Source organism: Okeania sp. SIO1H4, assembly GCF_010672695.1.
GTDB classification, from domain to species: Bacteria; Cyanobacteriota; Cyanobacteriia; order Cyanobacteriales; family Microcoleaceae; genus Okeania; species Okeania hirsuta.
On record NZ_JAAHGB010000068.1, the window covers coordinates 20219 to 37793 of the forward strand.

Consider the following 17575-nt stretch of genomic DNA (forward strand, 5'->3'; position numbering starts at 1 on the left):
TAAATTAATTTAATTTGCTAAATAATTGTCTTTAATAATTATACAATAAGTTTTCATTGATTTGAAGAAGGAGACAGGAGACAGGAGACAGGAGACAGGAGGAAAATTACATGGGGATTCTAACCCCAAGTAATTTTGAACACCGTGTAGACGGTGGGGTATTAAACCCACAAAGAAAATGATAAATCTCCCCTAATACACTTTCCTGATGGTTCCCAGTTATCGGGTTTTTCACCATATTTTGGGAGAACATCATTGTCTAAAAACGATGATTGCTAGGTATAAGACTCCTGATTGTTCTACAAATTGCAACCCATATAAGTTGCAAAGTTACTCGATTCTTTCTTTGAGTCTAGGAGTAGGAATTTGTACAAACTTTTGATTGGTTTTAGTTCCCAATTCAATTGACTCTTTTTGCTCTTTATTCCAACCAAAAACGACTGTAGCAATTTCATGTTTAAGACAATGATTAATCACCAATATTGCTGTTTTGTTAACAGCATCACCTATCTGACGATTACGTTTTTCAGTAATTTTAGCTAAACGTTTAGACCCAAAATCTTGTGGTTTATTTTCTTTTAAAGTAGCTAATATTCAAAGCTTTAAAAGGCAGGTCTTCTCGATTGTTGCGACAAGAGTTTCCTGAATTATGCAAGCTGCCTAGTTTATGGACTCACAGCTATTTTGATGATACTACTGGAAAAGTCAGGATAGCCGTTGATTTTGGAATACATCAACGACCCTCATCAGGGGGGTTGAAACCGCCTTTCGTTTTTCTACCCCGCGCCTAAATTGACGGCGTTACCAAACTCTCGAACTTCCTCCGTGTTCATCAATCCTATCTAGACTGACTAACTCCTCAAAAAAAACTACTGACTACTTAAAAATGAGGGGATATGTAGCAAAAACTTTATTATCTTTTTTTTGAGTTTAATACTCCGCTGTCTACACGGTGTTTACAATTGGTTGGGGTTTGAGTACCCATCTATTTTTTCTTCCTTCCTCCTTCTTCAATAGCTAATCTAAAAAATAAAAGCCCCTTGGTCAACATTGACAAAGGGACAAATAACTATCAGGGTGCATCTACTAAACGTAGTATAACACCCGCAAGGGGTAAACCCCACTACTTGAGTAATTAAAAAAAAATATCATAAATTAAACAAAGCATAAGTTTCATTAAACTCAGCACCCACATACATAAAAAAAAAGCCCCTTTGTCAACATTGGCAAAGGGACAGATAACTATCAGGGTGCATCTACTAAACGTAGTATAACCTTTCTAAGGGGTGAAACCCCTCACTTTAATATTTTTATTACTTATGCTACATATAAATATTAATAATGTTAGTTAAAAGTTATTTTGCAGTAGTAAAAAAATCAAATGTACAACTATATATTTGAATTAAAGTGTAACTTTAAAATAAGAATATATATAAGGATTGGCATTTGAAGCAATAATCCTCCGCATCGCTACCGCGATCGCCAACCTCGATCGAAAAATATGTCCCATTATTTTGATATCCTAAAAACCAAGAGTAAAACTATTTAAACTATGCCTGTAGTAAACCCTCCCGCCATCATCAACTTTCCTCTAGCTGCCGTAGTCGGACAAGAAGCAATCAAACTAGCCCTATTGTTAACCGCTGTCGATCCAGGATTAGGAGGAGTTGCCATTGCTGGCCGTCGTGGTACTGCCAAATCGGTAATGGCCAGAGCGCTACATTCACTCCTACCTCCCATTGAAATTGTTCAAAATTCCATTAGTAACTGTAATCCTAACTATCCCGAAGAATGGGACGACCAACTATTAGAGCAGTATGCCGACCCCACATCAGTAGAAATTCCTACTGAAGTTATACCTGCACCTTTTATTCAAGTCCCTCTAGGAGTAACAGAGGATCGGTTATTAGGTTCTGTAGATGTAGAAAAATCAGTCAGACAGGGAGAAACAGTTTTTCAACCAGGATTATTAGCATCAGCTCACCGAGGAGTATTATATGTAGACGAAATTAATCTGCTGGACGACAATATTGCCAACTTATTGCTCACAGTTCTCACAGAAGGACGAAATCAAATAGAACGGGAGGGTATTAGTTTTCAACATCCTTGTAAACCTCTATTTATTGCTACTTATAATCCAGAAGAAGGGCCACTGCGAGAACATTTGCTGGATAGAATAGCGATCGCCCTCTCAGCAGATATGGTTTTAGATTTAGACCAACGAGTGGAGGCAGTAGAACAAGCATTAGCTTATGCTAAATCTCCCCAAGCTTTTCTCGAACAATATGCAGAAGATATAGATAATCTCAAAACTCAGATTCTTTTGGCTAGGGAGTGGATAAAAGATGTCACCATTACTAACGAACAAATCCAATATTTAGTAGAAGAAGCAATTCGTGGAGGCGTACAAGGACATAGGGCAGAACTTTTTGCCGTGCGAGTAGCCAAAGCATCAGCAGCACTGGATGGAAGGACAACAATTAATGCTGATGACTTGCGTCGGGCCGTGGAGTTAGTTATTGTGCCACGAGCAACAATAGTGCCAACCCCTCCAGAAGAGGAACAACAACCGCCACCTCCACCACCACCCCCACCAGAAGACCAGTCTCAAGAGGAAGAAGAGGAGGATGAGGATGAGGATGAGGAAAACCCGGAACCTCCAGAGGAAGAAGAGGCCAGTATTCCTGAAGAATTTTTGTTTGACCCGGAGGGAGTGGTATTAGATGATAGTGTGCTAATGTTTGCCCAAACAGCAAACCGTCAAGGTAAGTCTGGTAGTCGGAGTGTGATTTTTTCTGAAGACCGGGGGCGTTATGTGAAGCCAATGTTGCCCAAGGGTAAGGTGAGACGTATTGCGGTTGATGCGACTTTGCGAGCTGCTGCTCCTTATCAGAAGTCTCGTCGCGAACGTCAGCCAAATCGTAAAGTGATTGTGGAACCTATTGATATGCGGGCAAAGCGTTTGGCAAGAAAGGCTGGTGCTTTGGTGGTGTTTGTGGTTGATGCTTCGGGTTCGATGGCGTTAAATAGGATGCAGTCGGCGAAGGGAGCGGTGATGCAGTTGTTGACGGAGGCTTATCAGAGTCGTGACCAAGTGTCGTTGATTCCTTTTCGGGGGGAACAAGCGGAGGTTTTGTTACCGCCTACTCGTTCGATAACTACAGCACGACGACGTTTGGAAAAGATGCCTTGTGGTGGGGGTTCGCCTTTGGCGCATGGTTTGACTCAGGCGGTGAGAGTGGGTGTGAATGCCAAGCAGTCTGGTGATGTTGGGCAGGTGGTAATTGTGGCTATTACGGACGGACGGGGTAATATTCCGTTGGCGCGTTCGTTGGGTGAACCGATATTGGATGATGAGAAACCGAATATTAAGGAGGAGTTGTTGGAAATTGCTGCTAAAGTTCGGGGTTTGGGGATTCAGTTGTTGATGATTGATACTGAGAATAAGTTTGTTTCGACTGGGTTTGCCAAGGAGTTGGCGAAGCAAGCAGGGGGTAAGTATTATCATTTACCTAAGGCGACAGAACAAGCGATCGCGGCTATGACTCAGAATGCTCTCAAGGATGCTATTGGTTGAAAGGGAGTAGGGAGTTTGGGGAGATGGGGAGATGGGGAGATGGGGAGATAGGGAGAAGGGGGCAAATTTCAACCTTTTTCCCCTATTTGATCACACACCCTATCTTTAACTTTTGTTGACAAACAGCCTCTTAATTTTACTCCCGATGAATAGACATCTCCACAAAAGAGAGAGTAGGGAGTAGGGAGCAGGGAGCAGGGAGAAAGAATTGATGAATAAGAGTGGGATAATTGATTTGACTTTTTATTATCATTTTCTTTGTGGGTTTAATACCCCACCGTCAACGGGGGTGTTCAAAATTACTTGGGGGAGCGAATCCCTATGTAATTTTCCTCCTGTCTCCTGTCTCCTGTCTCCTGTCTCCTTCTTCAATGGAGATTTCTAATTTCACTTCTAATATCAAGTCTCATTAATTAGCCATAATAAATTAGCTATCTCTAGTCATCTGAAATAAGCAGAAAAAAGTTCAGGAAGAATTTAATTATTGTGGTTATCTAACTAATATCATGTTCGGACGGGTCAGTTATAAATAAAATTTAAGGACTGACAGTACCGACGGTATCAAATAAATACTGAAATTGTCTTTACTTTTCTCCAATATTTCCTCTTTTTCTCCAATATTTCCTCCTGACTCGGTCCTCCTGACTCCTGAGGACTCACAACATTTATTTATAAGTATTCAACCGTTAGCGTAGCTCCCCCGGAGGGGGAACATGATATAAGCCTTTTACTGAGAAAACAGTTTTAGAAACAATCAATAATATTTTCAACAGATATGTGAAGTTCAAAACTATTCTAATAGTGGATAATTCTATTACTGTTCGTCAACTTTTGAGTATGACTTTTATCAAAGCTGGCTATCAGGTAGAAGTAGCAAAAGATGGGTTAGAAGTTTGGAAGAAATTGCAAAATAATTTACACGTTGACTTGATTTCATTAAATATAGAAATGCCGAGGATGAATGGTCAAGAGTTAGCTTTAAAAATTAGAAAAGATTCTAAGTTACAAAATTTACCAATAGTTTTTATGACTTCTCGTGGTACATCCAGAATGGGTGTAGCAATTGAACAATTAGTTAAAATTGTGCTTATATGACAAAACCTTATGTTGAAGAAAAGGTCTTAGAGACTGTAAAAAGTTTATTGAAAAAATAGCCAGTATTGATTGAAGAAGTAGTCAGGAGTCAGGAGGGAAGAAGAAGAAGAAGGAAGTTTTTTATCACTAATTAAACGGACATAATATTATTCCTAATTTACCATCTTCCCACTCCTTATTTCCTATTCTCTGTTATCGCAGTCGCCATTACTGTATTTGACAGATCAAAAGCTTCAAACTCAGACAAAACAAGATTTTTCCTTATTCCTTCTCTCCTAGATAACTAAAGCCTTCTTAGTTCTTGCTTCTTACTTCTCTCCTAGATAACTAAAGCCTTCTTCCTTCTGCTATATAGACAAAATTCTTTACTCATATCAAATCCGTTTAATTAGACATAAAAAATTATCGAATCGTCATAACTATACTCATCTTTGTGATTCTCTTTCCTCCTGACTCCTGAGGACTGACTCCTAAAGACTTAACCAATCTATAACTGTTTAACCAGATTTAATATCAAATAACACTATGAAAATTTTTATAAATTATTTCACAATTATAATCAGCTTACTTTCCCTGCAAAACTTAGCTTTAGCAGAAACAAATACTCTAGAAAATCAACCTCAAAAACCTCCGTCAGCAAAAATATTTCCTACTAATTTTCGGCCAGAAACACCAGAACAAAAATTAGCTGAAGCAGACCGACTTTATTTATCAGGAGAAAAAACAGCAGCTGAAAAACTTTACCGAGAAGTAAAAGAACCATTTTCTGAAGATATTGAAGCTAAAATTAATCGCCCTAAACCAATTTATGAACCCAGAGAATTACCAGTAACAGCTCAAGTTTATTGGCGACAAGCACAAGAAGGATTAGCTAAAAATCTAGAGACTCAAATATTTATAGCTTTAAAATTATTAGTCAAAGAATATCCTGAATTTATTCCAGCTCATATTAAACTTGCAGAAGTATTAAAAGCTGATGAACAAACAGAATTATCCTTAGAAATATTACATCAAGCAGCGAGTTTATATCCCAACGAACCGGAATTAATGAAAGCTCAAATTACTGCCCTAGCAAATGAAGAAAAATGGTTAGAAGCAACTTTATCTGCTCAACAATTTGCTTTAATGAATCCCGAACATTCCCAAGTAGATGAATTTAATCAATTAGCAGAAACCTATAGAAAAAAATTTCAGTCTCAGCTCAAATCAAAATTAAGAGGAAATACAATTGCTAATGTTGTTACTGGCGCTTTAGGAGTAGCTCTTACTGGTAATCCATTTGCTGCTATGAATGCAGTTCAAACAACAGCATTAATGCTTCGAGGAGAATCAAAAATTGGCAAGAGTTTAGCAAAATCTGCAACTAAAAGTTTACCTATGGTTGAAGATGAAACAATTCTTGAATATATCAATACTATTGGGCAAAAACTTGCCAAAATGACTGGTAGAAACGAGTTTGAATATCAGTTTTATATAATAAATGATGAAAATCTTAATGCTTTTGCTTTACCTGGTGGGCAAATATTTATTAATTTAGGAGCAATAGTTAAAACAAATTCTGAAGCAGAATTAGCAGGTTTACTTGCTCACGAATTAGCTCATACTGTATTATCTCATGGATTTCAGTTAATGTCTGAAGGTAATTTAATTAGTAGCGTTACTCAATATATTCCTTATGCTGGTGGTGTAGTTAGTAATTTAATTGTACTTAACTATAGTCGAGAAATGGAACGTCAAGCAGATGTATTAGGAACGCGAATTTTAGTATCAGCAGATTATGCAGCAGATGGGGTAAGAAATTTGATGAATACTCTGAATGAAGACACAGAAGATAGAGGTATTATTGCTTGGTTATCTACTCATCCAGAGACCGCAGAAAGGGTACGTTATTTAGAGGAGTTAATTGTTAATAGTGGTTATAATCGTTATGCTTATGAAGGAGTAGTATATCATGCCAAAATTAAGGAAAAAGCTAAAGCATTATTAGTAGAAAAGAAAAAGGATTTTTCAGAAATTTAGATAGGATACTTCTTGCAGAAGTCAGGGAATAGGGGGATGAAATTGTTGATTTCATATCTTTATTTTGAATTGATTTAATTAAAACTTTTGCAAGAGGTCTAGGGAATAGGGAATAGGGAATAGTAAAATTTCTGGTAGTCCTGCTCCTGTAATACCAATTTGATAAATGTTTGCTACAAATAGTTAGGCTATTTCTTAGGAGTAAACCCACCCCTCGCCCCTCCCCCTCCCAGGAGGGGAAGTTTTGTAATATTCTTTTTTTCAAAATGGTATTATCCGTAAATTATCAATCATATCAAATCCGTTTAATTGGACATAAAAAAATCTTCAATCGTCATAACTACCCTCATCTTTGTAATTCTTTCTCCTCCTGACTCCTGACTTCCCCTCCTGGGAGGGGTGAGGGGTGGGTTGACTCCTGAGGACTCCTAACTTAACCATTCTATGGCTGTTTAACCGGATTTGATATCATTTCTCTCTGTTCCCTGCTCCCTATTCCCCCTTTTCTGGAGATATTTATATATAGCAAAGAATGGGTTGGTTAGGACATAGACTGGTAATAAACTGTAAGACAGGGAAATATTTTTCCCACTATTGCCTATTGCCTGTTCCCTGTTCCCTATTCCCTATTCCCTGCTATAGCTAATTAATTCGACTTACCATCACTACCTAAATATTCTCGGTAGGAACAAATTTTATCTCCTCTGACATCAAAAGAAACTGCTACTCGATTTTTATAAGCTTTTCCCCACATTGGGCCTTCATCCCGAAATTCAAATACTACTGTTGTTTCGTTGCTAGTAATATTGTCTAAAGAAGTAATTGAAAGTCCTTCACTATAAGCTTCAGAAACATACTGAAAAAATTCTCTAGCGCGGTCTTTTCCTTCGTTTAAACCATGAAATTTTCCTACGGGAAACCAAAAGGTAAAGTCATCAGTAAGCATATCCAAAAATGCTTCCCATTCTCCAGTTGCTAAACCATGAGTAAATTTATCAAATGCTTTTTTAGCAACGGTAATTGTGTTTATTTCTGTTTGAGTCATTGTGGATTTTTACAACAATTATATTTGTATATAGCGCTACGCGCTAGGTAATAGGGAACAGAGAACAGGGAATAGGGAATGTAAGCATTTCCTGCGGAATGCTGCGCAAACAGCTATTAGCTGTCAGCTCTTAGCAATAAGACTATCCACTTAAGGACAGTGTTTAAATGAATATAAAGTTTAAAGTCAAGGAAGCTGACTTTCATATTAAGGTTTAATTATAGCTCAATTGATTAACCTTTTATCGCACGCCAAAAACAATAATAGCAATTATTTGTATTAAGTAAAGATATCTTGTTAGTTATTTACCTTATGAGGCTAACTGATAACTGATAACTGAAATGACCTACTCCCTGATTTATAAGTATTCAAGGGAACATCATATTAGAGATTTAAGAAATAAGCTCAACTTAAACAATCTAAAATTTTAAAATACTTTATAAATAACAGCCCCTGTTTCGGGGTGATTATCCATTTCTAATAAACCCTCTTTATATAATTTTTTTAACAGTTCTTTCATTTCTGGTACTGTTTTATTTGTAGCAATGATACAATCTGCTATTGAAATTCCATCTGGATTTTCCTTAGCTAGTTGAAGAATAATTTGTGTGTCTGATTTTGGGGGATTAGTTTCTAACATTCTCACTATTTGTTCTTGAGAAAAGTAATTATATATATCCCCAGAATCTAATTGTTTCTTGAAATTTTTGAGATTTTTCTGTTCTACCATTCCAGGAATAAAGAAGACATCAAACAATTGACCAATTCCTAATAAACCCGCAGTAGCTAACCACAAACTACCAGTTACATATTTCCCAGAATAAAATCTATGTAATCCGCAAATACCTAAAAAACCAGAACACCATAAAAGGTAAGCCATACCTGTATTTTTAGTTTCATATACTTTGGGATTATTAATAGTTTTAGATTTGTTCATTTTTTTACTTTCCATCTAAATAAACAACCTTATTTGAACTTTATATCTGACTCAATTACAGAATTATTACCTATAGAAAACTTCACCCAATTAGATGAATAAACCTGAAATTTTTATCTTTTTCTTTTAGGTTTAATACCCACCGTCACTTGCGGTGTTTACAATTAGTTGGGGTTAGAGTCCCCATCCACTTTTTCCTTCTTCCTTCTTCCTTCTTCCTTCTTTATTTTAAATATAACGAACTAAACTAGAATCTATATCTTCTATCTTAGCACAGCCACTCAATGCCATTGCCACTTCTAATTCATCGCGCAATAACTCCAACAAATGACCCGCCCCTGCTTCTCCATCCACTGCTAGTCCCCACAAAACCGGACGCCCAATTAAAACAGCTTTTGCCCCTAATGCTAATGCTTTGAGAATATCTGTACCCCTGCGTATACCTCCATCCATCAGTACATCAACTTGATGTCCCACTGCTGCAACTACTTCTGGGAGAGCATCAAGAGTGGCGATCGCTCCATCTAACTGCCGACCTCCATGATTAGAAACAATAATGCCTTTTGCCCCATGTTCTACAGCTCGAATAGCATCATCTTCCCGCAAAATTCCTTTAACTACTATAGGTAATGATGTCAATGACTGCAACCAGTCTATATCTCCCCAGGTAAGAGCTGGATCTAGTTGATTGGCAACATAAGCAAATAACCCAGACTCATCTTCTGTTTGAGGAATTTCTAAATTTGCCATCGACGTTAAATTAGCTAATTCCATGTCAGATGGTAAAGTAAACTTATTTCGGCGATCGCGTTCTCTTCTACCCAAAATTGGCGCATCAACTGTCAAGCATAATGCTTGATAACCTGCAGCTTCAGCTCTTTCTACTAAAGCACGAGTTAGACCGCGGTCGCGATGTACATAGAGTTGAAACCAAAAATTTTTTGGCACATTTGGAGCTAATGCCACATCTTCTAAATTTTTAGTGGACATGGTACTTAATACCATTATTGTTCCTAAATCTGCTGCTACTCTTGCTGTTGCTAATTCTCCTTCTGGATGTGCTAAACATTGAAAAGCCATAGGGGCAATTAAAATTGGCATTTTAATATGCTGTCCCAGGATTTTTGTAGTTAAATTTCGCTGGCTAACATTTACTAACATTCGAGGTCGTAATTTATATCGTTCATAAGCAGTACGGTTATCTTGCAAAGTAATTTCATCCCATGCGCCACTAGCATAATAATCTAGTGCCATTTGAGATAAATGTTGTATTGCCAAAGATCCATACTCGAAGATATTAATTGGTTTGTTCATTATTGTTGGTAATTGGTAATAGACATCTGGTGAAAAAGATATAGACTTTTTGTAACAGTAGGGAATAGGGAACAGGGAACAGGGAACAGGGAAGATGTTTTTAGGAAAAAAATACGGAAAATGATTTTGTAAGTAACTTTTACAACCCTAGTTTATAGTAAATAAAGAGCAAGTTTCTTTTCTGGAGATGTCTAATGATTAAATGTTGAAGAAGGCAGCTATGCTGAAGGAAAAATTGCTTATGGATAGTCAACGACCGGCCACTCCGTGTCTGATAACCCCAAGCAATTTTAAGCACCCTCGTTGACGGTGGGGTATTAAACCCGCAAAAAAAATGGTAATTTTCAACAGTTTAAATAGTGCTTATAGGTCTGATGCTGTAGAGGATAAAAATTTGTCTAGCATCTAATTAAAAAAAAAGGCTGTTTTTCAGAAATTTAACGCGAATACTCACTACTAAATTTCGTCATTTCAGTTATCAGTTATCCTCCTATAATCGGAACTACAAAATTCAGTATTTCTTGCTTCAACTAGAGGCTTTAAATCTAGAATATTCTCTTTTTTTATACCCTTAAAATGGGAGATTATTGACCATAATTTTTCGGTCATAACTAATTATCAAAATATTATAAATTTTGGATAAAAAATTAATTTATATTATATAGCAATCAGGAATCAGATGTGAAAATTGAAGTGTTCCTTTCAAGTATAGAATATAGCAGTTATCCTACTTCATATATATATATATTCGTTTTTTCTTCCCTGTTCCCTGTTCTCTGTTCCCTGTTCCCTAAAACTCTCCAATATCTCACAACTCAAATTATATTGCTATATCATAATATTGTCCTATTTAGAATATATTGCTTATTAAACAAAATCATGGTCAATTTGAATACTAACGATCATCTGAAGCGAGAGATACTAACAAATTCTCAAGTAATTGCTGTGGTGGGTCATTCTGATCAACCAATTCGTACTAGCTATCAAATTGCTAGATTTTTACGAGAGGTAGGTTATAAAGTTTATCCTGTTAATCCAGTAGTTAAAGAAATTGATGGTCAACCTAGTTATGCTGCTTTAACAGATATTCCTGAACCTGTAGACATTGTTAATGTTTTCCGCCGTTCTGAATATTTACCAGAAATAGTAGACTCAGCGATCGCTATTCATGCCAAAACTATTTGGACTCAGCTAGATGTTAAAGATTGGCAGTCAGCAAATAAAGCATTAGATGCAGGTTTAAATTTAGCAATGGATGTTTGTATTAAGGTTGAGTATTTACGACTTCTTGGCTAATCATTTGCCGATCTTTATCTAGTGCAAGATGGCGGAAATAACTGACCAGTTACAAAATCCTCAAACAATTACAAATAAAAAATGATTGACTTTTAACTTTTGACTTTTAACTTCCGCGTAGCGGCACTAGTCTTTTACCCAGAAAAAGTAAAAATCCATAGGCAATTAAATTTTCACCAATTAGTTCAAAAAATTCTTCAAAAGCAATGCGAATTTTTTCAATAAAACTCATTAAAAAATCTTGTGTAAATAATAAACTGAGTAAAGGTTGAGCAATATCTTTAAAAAGTTCAGCTCCAAATCCTCCAATGGCAAAAATCAACATTCCTAGTAATGCTAAAAAAGTTTCTCGACGATAGGAACGCCACAAGAATTTCAAGTCTGAGTAAAAGACAATCAAAGGCATAATAAAAAGAACTATATATATTTGCAGCCAACCACGTTCGCCCAACCAAGGAATCCAATTTTTTAGTTGTAGATGAATTTTAAATACTTCATCAATAGCACCATAAATTAAGAGTATAGCAAAGGTTAATTTAAACCTATTAGAAGGGGGAATGTGAGAATGCCATTCTTTGAAAAGTAATATTAAAGGTATCAATCCAATTATTAATAAATGTAATGCTTGTAAGAGAGAAGAAATAGTCATTTGACCGTTCATGTCAAATAGGGGGTAGGATTTACCACTAACTAAGATACTGCCAAGATAAATTAGAACTAATAAAAATTCAAAAATAATCAAGCCAACTAGCAGAAAATTTAGAGTTTTTTTGTATGGCGATATAGCTGTGCCTAGGCTACACCAACGCTGAAAATTGTTAAGGTTTATCATTATGATTAAACTGTTCAGTATTTCAACCATCAGTAGCCCATGTAGAATGCGTCAAATGTCCAATACATAAGTAGACAGTCTTCAACTAAATTTTCCCACCTATATATGAAATATAAAAAATAATGCTACGAATAATTTTCCTACTTAAAAGACTTTACCTAGAAATGTCGATTTGACTCAAAACAGAGCTTGACTGTAACTAAATTATATATAAGCTATTCCTACTGACTTCTGATTCCTGACTCCTGGAAACAGCCTAAATATTTGTAGCAAAAATTTTAGTATTTCATATAACGCTCCACATTTGTGTATACATACTTAGAAGTTACAAAAATGAAATCCTTAATTAAGGATATATACGCATAAAAAAGTTACTTCGTCAGTGATCTAAATCATTATTTCTCCGTTATTCTATTAGTACACAACTTGACACAAAGCTCATACTATAAAAGTGGCACATCAGTAATAATACTGTTGAGAAAAAAAGTTCTTCTAGCTTCATCCATTTAAGGATGTGTGATTTAACTAATTCACAAAAGTTTAATTAGAACAGGTCTCTATGGTGAAAAATCTTAATTAAGTATTGTGGAATATACTGAGATGAGAAACCCTTTTATAAAATTTATAAAAATAGCCTCTATAATTATTAGTACTATTCTTAGCTACAGCACGATCGATATAAATTCAGCACAGGCAGCTAATAATAATGCCTCAGAATTTTTTTTAACAGCTCAGGCAACCCAAACAGATGTTAAAATAGAGCCTACTATTGTAATTGGTGATGTTATTAACTCGAAAGCTAATAATGAAGCAATAGCAGTTACAAAACTTCTAATTCTACTGCTACAAAACAGTAATTTGGAGTTAAAGTTTCTTTACACCTACAGTCAAACAGACTTGATGATGGCAAAGGTAGGAAATTGGAAATATAGTCTTAATCCTCATCAAGAAACTTCTCAAACACTAATAGATCAAGTCACAATATTGGGAGTAGGGTTAATTAGTATTGGCTATTTACTTGCAAAAAAAAGACCCTGATAATTTATCAGAGTTCAATAGATTAAATAAATCTTTAAGTCCAAAATTGTTTAGTTTTTGAATTTAACTAGGGCTTGCTGATTAAATCTAAAAGCATTGACATATAAAGACAAGTGCCTTTTTGAGGTCGAAAAAAGTGCCTGGTTTTCAGCTCTTCATGCTCATGCATGGAGGGTATTTTAGGCGCATAGTTGGGCAGAGAAATCATTCTGACAATTCTTACTCCTACCTACTCTAAATTCCCCTTTCCTCCTGGGAGGGGTTGGGGGTGGGTTGTCTCCTGTCTCCTACCCTCACCCATAAGACTTTTTCAGCAAACCCTAACTAATTTGGAGCTAATACTAATCTAATTATTTTCTACTCTTCTACCTGAGTTTCAGTAGCATTTGATTCTGGAGATGCTTGTGGTTCGGAACTGGAATTAGCCGAAACTTCCTGCTTAATTTGATCTTTAAATCCTGCAGGAGCTAGTTCTATTGCCAGATCGAAAAGCTCTTGAGCAGCTTCATTATTACCTTGCTCTCTGAGCATAATTGCCTTAGCTAAAACAGGCCGAAAATCTTCAGCATTGCCCTTAATTGCTTCATCATAAACAGCGATCGCCTCATCGTAGCGTTTCTGCTCTGCATAAACCTGTCCCAAAATCAACTGCACTGAAACCACATCAATACTTCCAGCTTCCACTTGATTTGCCACAGGAGCCGCTTTTAGTGTATCCTGTAATAAGCCAATAGCAGCTTCCGGGCGCTCCTGTTGCAACAACAAATTAACCAAACCCTGCAAAGCCTTTAAATCTCCAGGTTTAGCTGCCAGAAGGGAACGATAAATTTGAGCCGCACCTTCGCGATCGCCTGTATATGTTTTAGCTTGAGCTAGCAGTACATTATAATCTGTATTACCAGGATTTAATTCAGATAATTTTTCTAATGGAGGTATAACATCCTCAATATTGCCCTTTCCTGATTGAATTAACTCTAACTTAACTTGTAAAAATCCTTGTAGTGCAGTTTGATTATCTGGTTCCCTTTGTAAAACTAACTCATAACCCCGTGCTTGTGCCAGCAAATCTGCTTCTTGATCTGCTACAGGAGTCTGAGTTGAAGATGGAGTGGATTGACCATTATTTTGATTGGCCTCTAATAGTCCCCCTAATAAAGGAGATAGAGAAAATCCTAAAAAAGCAATTATTACCAACACCACCACCGCCATCAAAAAACCACGACGTTTATCTACCATGAGATTAAATTCCGTTCTACTGAACTTATTCAGACTTACCCAAACTGCGGTTTGAGCTTTGGAGAATAGCTTCCTGCGCAGTACCCGAAGGTTGCCACCTAATCTTCTCCACAGGCTTAAAATCGGTGGTAATTCCACCTAATAAAAGCTTTTGATTAATTTGAAAACTTTGCTACTCTATTCCATTATTATTTTCGGGTATTTTAAGGTTAATGGATTTGTTAACCACCTTTATAGGCAACCTACTCTTAAAAGTTTTGTATAGGATTTCAACCCTGAGAATTAAATTAAGTTAGCTTGGTTCTTGCCTTTGTTATTGTAGCAAACTGTCAAATATTTCCACAATTCATTATATACGTGTCCAATTTTTTTTCATTTCCTACGGTATGCTGTGCAAACGAGCCAAGAAAATTAAAGAATTGTGGAAAATGTACGGATTAATCAACAATCTAATTGGATTAATAACAATAGTGTCGATTTATTGTCTCGGATTGCCCACCTGCGACAATAATACTATAGCTTATGTCTTCCCACTTAATCAATTAAAAAGTTGCCCTATAAGGGCGAGGCACATCCCCCAATTTTTCGGTAAAATTAACTAATAAATCTTCAGGTAAAGAGATGGCCAAAGAGAAAGATCGAGATATTCATACTTTAACTGTGACAGATAATCAGCCGTTAAATTCTTGGGAATCTCAAGATTTAGATCAAAATGAAATTGATACTCCTAATCAAGATAATACTATTGTGCGACAACATCCAATTGCTCCCCCAAGTGAACCAAAACAGTATCGAGCTATAGGTTTAGTTCGAGGTCGTTATCAACCTTCTACAGAACAATTTACACGGGGCAGTTTACAAACTCCAGATGGTTCAGAAATAGATGCTGTATTGTTAGGTCGGGTAATGAGTCTATTAAAAAATCATTTAGACCTAGAGGAGGAACATCTGTGGGTTGTTTATCCTCGTACTAGACAAGAAAATGATGACCTACATATCCAAATTATGGGGGTATGGGAACCAGAAACCCTCAGAAAAATTAAAAATACTGAATCAAAAGATAATGTTACTTCTTCTTTGACCATTTCTCCCACTGCTGAAGATAATCAAAGTGAAGAAATACCACAAACATCAGAAGATATAGATAATTCTCAACAAACTACTATTGTTACTGATGATGAGAATCAAATAGATAGTTTATTAAGCTTAAATGATGGTTATTTTTCCATCCGAGGAGAAGTAATTTATCAATCTCAAGAAGAAGAATATATAATAGTTAGAGTTAAACAAGCTCCTCGCAAGGATGAAGATACTCCTAGGTTTTTCAAGCTGAAACTAAAAGGGAATTTAGGCGATCGCCCACTGAATCGTTTCTGGGATTTACATATTCAAAGGCAGGATACATTTCTTGTCGTTCAATATGCTAATGATATAGGTAGTCTATTTGTTAATAATCGTCGTAAGCCTCCATTTAAAGGTCGAAAAACATTTAATGATAATAGAAGAAGTAATTATTCTCGCAGACCTACTTCCCAGAATTATAATTCGGCAAATTCAGCTCCAACAAGAAAAGAACCTATTCCTAAACCTACTAAAAAAAAGAAAAATACAGATGAGTAGGATAATTTATTTTTGTTTTTTTAGAGTTTTGAGCGACAAAGTTTGGAGAATTTTCTCATAATTAGCATACTTGGGAAAAAGGGAAAAAGGAAAGAAAGGAGTAGCAAATAAATTATCAATATCTTTATCTTTAATTTTATATCTAAGTACCTATGCAAAATTAATACAAAATATCACGCATTTTTGCTACATTTTATCATTTTCTTTGTGGGTTTAATACCCCACCGTCTACACGGTGTTCAAAATTACTTGGGGTGAGAATCCCCATGTAATTTTCCGACTGTCTCCTGTCTCCTGTCTCCTGTCTCCTGTCTCCTGTCTCCTTCTTCAATAATATGTGGGATACCTTGCATGCAACGTCTGTATAGAGTAGATAAATAACGAATAAAATACCTTTACTTCATATAAATAATTGCTAAAAATATGAGTGAACTATTATTATTACCTAATAACTGAAGTGTTCAATAAGTATAAAATTATGTTGGGGAATTTGAAAAAAGAATTCTACAAAAAGGTAGATATTGATCGGAGCTGCTTAAAAATAGGTGTTCCAGCTCATTTTAGATAGTTATTTATATCGTTTTTTCCTTTTTTTCAAAATTTACCGAATAATTAAGGTAAAAATCCTCTCCTTTAAAGGAGAAACAAGTGGTCGTTCGCGACAGCGGAACGGAGTTCTCTCTTCGGAGCTTCCCGAAGGGTGGGATGACGATCTTCGGAGCGGGTCTGTAAGAACGGGTCTCCTCGCCATATCCAATCGACCAAGAGAAGAAAAAATTTTCATGATTAGTCTTACCTCTCCTTGAAAAGAAGAGGTAATTATTAATTATTAATTATTAATTAGGGCTTGCTGAATAAATCTAAAAGCATTGACATATAAAGGTTTTAGGATTTTTTAGTTGAAAAAATTCCAACCTTTTAGGTCGCTTAGGTTCAAAAATTTAGCATTTTAGGCGCATAGTTGCGCAGAAAAATCAAGAGACTATTCTTCCTCCTAACCTCCTCTATAATTCCCATTTCTCCTGTCTTCCCCTCCACCGGAGGGGGAGGGGCGAGGGGTGGGTTGTCTCCTGACTCCTGACTCCTACCCTCACCCATAAGACTTTTGAACGCAAACCCTAATTATTAATTGTTGAACCCTTCTTCCTTCTTGCTTATTCGTTATTTCGTAGGGAAGTTGCATGCAAAGTCCCTACCATCTGTAAGAAACATTTATCAAATATCAAATTGGTATAAGTAGGCAAAATTAAACACGAAATAAAAGTAGCAAGTAAATTTATCCAAACCATTCTGACTCCTAACTTCTGCGCCAGACGAATCGAACAGCTGCTCTATAAAACTGATACAAAGCGTCATATAACGTGACAAATTGACGTTTACTTCCTGCTTCTACTGAGGCCGTTGGCGGTTACTCATCCACAGGCATTAACGGTCAAGCCAACCGCATCTCTACACTCTATACTTACATTTAAGTCTTTGTCAATTAACATAACTAAAAAAGTCCTCAAACCCTTACTACGCCGTTTTAGCGTAGGAAGCGGGATTTCAGGATAGGTCTACGTCTAT

15 protein-coding genes and 1 pseudogene are annotated in these 17575 nt (G+C 36.2%); 7 read left to right on the forward strand and 9 right to left on the reverse strand.

The genetic code is table 11. The annotated features are described in order from the left end of the window. Positions 1-330: 330 nt before the first annotated feature. A complete protein-coding gene (locus F6K06_RS27695; RefSeq protein ID WP_161565036.1) occupies positions 331-477 on the reverse strand; it encodes a hypothetical protein in 147 nt (48 codons plus the stop codon). 113 nt (positions 478-590) lie between these two features. Between F6K06_RS27695 and F6K06_RS27700 the strand changes: the two are divergent. Further along, positions 591-759, forward strand: a pseudogene (locus F6K06_RS27700) (transposase); the annotation flags it as partial. Between the two features lie 793 nt (positions 760-1552). Then, a complete protein-coding gene (gene bchD, locus F6K06_RS27705) occupies positions 1553-3577 on the forward strand; it encodes a magnesium chelatase ATPase subunit D (protein ID WP_124143689.1) in 2025 nt (674 codons plus the stop codon). A 249-nt stretch (positions 3578-3826) separates the two neighbouring features. Here the strand turns inward: bchD and F6K06_RS27710 are convergent, their stop codons facing one another. Continuing rightward, the gene (locus tag F6K06_RS27710) at positions 3827-3949 is read right to left on the reverse strand and encodes a hypothetical protein (protein ID WP_287239953.1); all 123 of its coding nucleotides are present in this window, start codon (positions 3947-3949) and stop codon (positions 3827-3829) included. A 429-nt stretch (positions 3950-4378) separates the two neighbouring features. On the opposite strand from F6K06_RS27710, the gene F6K06_RS27715 reads away from it, so the two are divergent. Continuing rightward, positions 4379-4672, forward strand: a complete 294-nt coding sequence (locus F6K06_RS27715; RefSeq protein ID WP_124155184.1) for a PleD family two-component system response regulator — start codon at positions 4379-4381, stop codon at positions 4670-4672. Between the two features lie 525 nt (positions 4673-5197). Next, positions 5198-6691, forward strand: a complete 1494-nt coding sequence (locus F6K06_RS27720) for a M48 family metallopeptidase (RefSeq protein WP_124155183.1) — start codon at positions 5198-5200, stop codon at positions 6689-6691. A gap of 646 nt (positions 6692-7337) precedes the next feature. Here F6K06_RS27720 and F6K06_RS27725 read toward each other — a convergent pair. The 3 genes from F6K06_RS27725 to F6K06_RS27735 all read right to left on the reverse strand — a co-directional run bounded on the left by F6K06_RS27725 (position 7338) and on the right by F6K06_RS27735 (position 9987). Continuing rightward, positions 7338-7736, reverse strand: coding sequence for a nuclear transport factor 2 family protein (locus F6K06_RS27725; RefSeq protein WP_124143692.1), 399 nt, complete (start codon positions 7734-7736; stop codon positions 7338-7340). 427 nt (positions 7737-8163) lie between these two features. After that, positions 8164-8673: a TM2 domain-containing protein gene (locus tag F6K06_RS27730; protein WP_124143693.1), complete on the reverse strand. Its 510-nt coding sequence runs from the start codon at positions 8671-8673 to the stop codon at positions 8164-8166. A gap of 228 nt (positions 8674-8901) precedes the next feature. Further along, positions 8902-9987 carry an alpha-hydroxy acid oxidase gene (locus F6K06_RS27735; protein ID WP_124155182.1) on the reverse strand — a complete coding sequence of 362 codons (1086 nt, stop codon included), beginning with the start codon at positions 9985-9987 and terminating at the stop codon, positions 8902-8904. 879 nt (positions 9988-10866) lie between these two features. On the opposite strand from F6K06_RS27735, the gene F6K06_RS27740 reads away from it, so the two are divergent. Then, positions 10867-11283 (forward strand): CoA-binding protein, encoded by a 417-nt coding sequence (locus tag F6K06_RS27740; protein ID WP_124155181.1) that lies wholly within the window; start codon positions 10867-10869, stop codon positions 11281-11283. 106 nt (positions 11284-11389) lie between these two features. On the opposite strand, the gene F6K06_RS27745 is transcribed toward F6K06_RS27740, so the two are convergent. Continuing rightward, positions 11390-12115, reverse strand: a complete 726-nt coding sequence (locus tag F6K06_RS27745; protein ID WP_124143696.1) for a hypothetical protein — start codon at positions 12113-12115, stop codon at positions 11390-11392. Between the two features lie 600 nt (positions 12116-12715). Here F6K06_RS27745 and F6K06_RS27750 point away from each other — a divergent pair. Next, positions 12716-13153 carry a hypothetical protein gene (locus tag F6K06_RS27750; protein WP_124143697.1) on the forward strand — a complete coding sequence of 146 codons (438 nt, stop codon included), beginning with the start codon at positions 12716-12718 and terminating at the stop codon, positions 13151-13153. 357 nt (positions 13154-13510) lie between these two features. On the opposite strand, the gene F6K06_RS27755 is transcribed toward F6K06_RS27750, so the two are convergent. Next, on the reverse strand, positions 13511-14389 hold the full coding sequence (locus F6K06_RS27755; RefSeq protein ID WP_124143698.1) for a tetratricopeptide repeat protein: 879 nt from the start codon (positions 14387-14389) through the stop codon (positions 13511-13513). Between the two features lie 621 nt (positions 14390-15010). Between F6K06_RS27755 and F6K06_RS27760 the strand changes: the two genes are divergently transcribed. Continuing rightward, positions 15011-16009, forward strand: coding sequence for a hypothetical protein (locus F6K06_RS27760; RefSeq protein ID WP_124143699.1), 999 nt, complete (start codon positions 15011-15013; stop codon positions 16007-16009). Positions 16010-16205: 196 nt separating this feature from the next. On the opposite strand, the gene F6K06_RS27765 is transcribed toward F6K06_RS27760, so the two are convergent. Together F6K06_RS27765 and F6K06_RS27770 are read right to left on the reverse strand one after the other, a co-directional pair. Further along, positions 16206-16340, reverse strand: a complete 135-nt coding sequence (locus F6K06_RS27765; RefSeq protein WP_282433641.1) for a hypothetical protein — start codon at positions 16338-16340, stop codon at positions 16206-16208. A 602-nt stretch (positions 16341-16942) separates the two neighbouring features. Further along, on the reverse strand, positions 16943-17107 hold the full coding sequence (locus F6K06_RS27770; RefSeq protein ID WP_161564608.1) for a hypothetical protein: 165 nt from the start codon (positions 17105-17107) through the stop codon (positions 16943-16945). Positions 17108-17575 lie beyond the last annotated feature (468 nt).

Bases quoted from the DNA above. Each gene is read 5' to 3' on its own strand.
- bchD (WP_124143689.1), top strand. From the start codon at position 1,553: ATGCCTGTAGTAAACCCTCCCGCCATCATCAACTTTCCTCTAGCTGCC.
- F6K06_RS27720 (WP_124155183.1), top strand. From the start codon at position 5,198: ATGAAAATTTTTATAAATTATTTCACAATTATAATCAGCTTACTTTCC.
- F6K06_RS27725 (WP_124143692.1), bottom strand. From the start codon at position 7,736: ATGACTCAAACAGAAATAAACACAATTACCGTTGCTAAAAAAGCATTT.
- F6K06_RS27730 (WP_124143693.1), bottom strand. From the start codon at position 8,673: ATGAACAAATCTAAAACTATTAATAATCCCAAAGTATATGAAACTAAA.
- F6K06_RS27735 (WP_124155182.1), bottom strand. From the start codon at position 9,987: ATGAACAAACCAATTAATATCTTCGAGTATGGATCTTTGGCAATACAA.
- F6K06_RS27740 (WP_124155181.1), top strand. From the start codon at position 10,867: ATGGTCAATTTGAATACTAACGATCATCTGAAGCGAGAGATACTAACA.
- F6K06_RS27745 (WP_124143696.1), bottom strand. From the start codon at position 12,115: ATGATAAACCTTAACAATTTTCAGCGTTGGTGTAGCCTAGGCACAGCT.
- F6K06_RS27750 (WP_124143697.1), top strand. From the start codon at position 12,716: ATGAGAAACCCTTTTATAAAATTTATAAAAATAGCCTCTATAATTATT.
- F6K06_RS27755 (WP_124143698.1), bottom strand. From the start codon at position 14,389: ATGGTAGATAAACGTCGTGGTTTTTTGATGGCGGTGGTGGTGTTGGTA.
- F6K06_RS27760 (WP_124143699.1), top strand. From the start codon at position 15,011: ATGGCCAAAGAGAAAGATCGAGATATTCATACTTTAACTGTGACAGAT.
- F6K06_RS27770 (WP_161564608.1), bottom strand. From the start codon at position 17,107: ATGGGTGAGGGTAGGAGTCAGGAGTCAGGAGACAACCCACCCCTCGCC.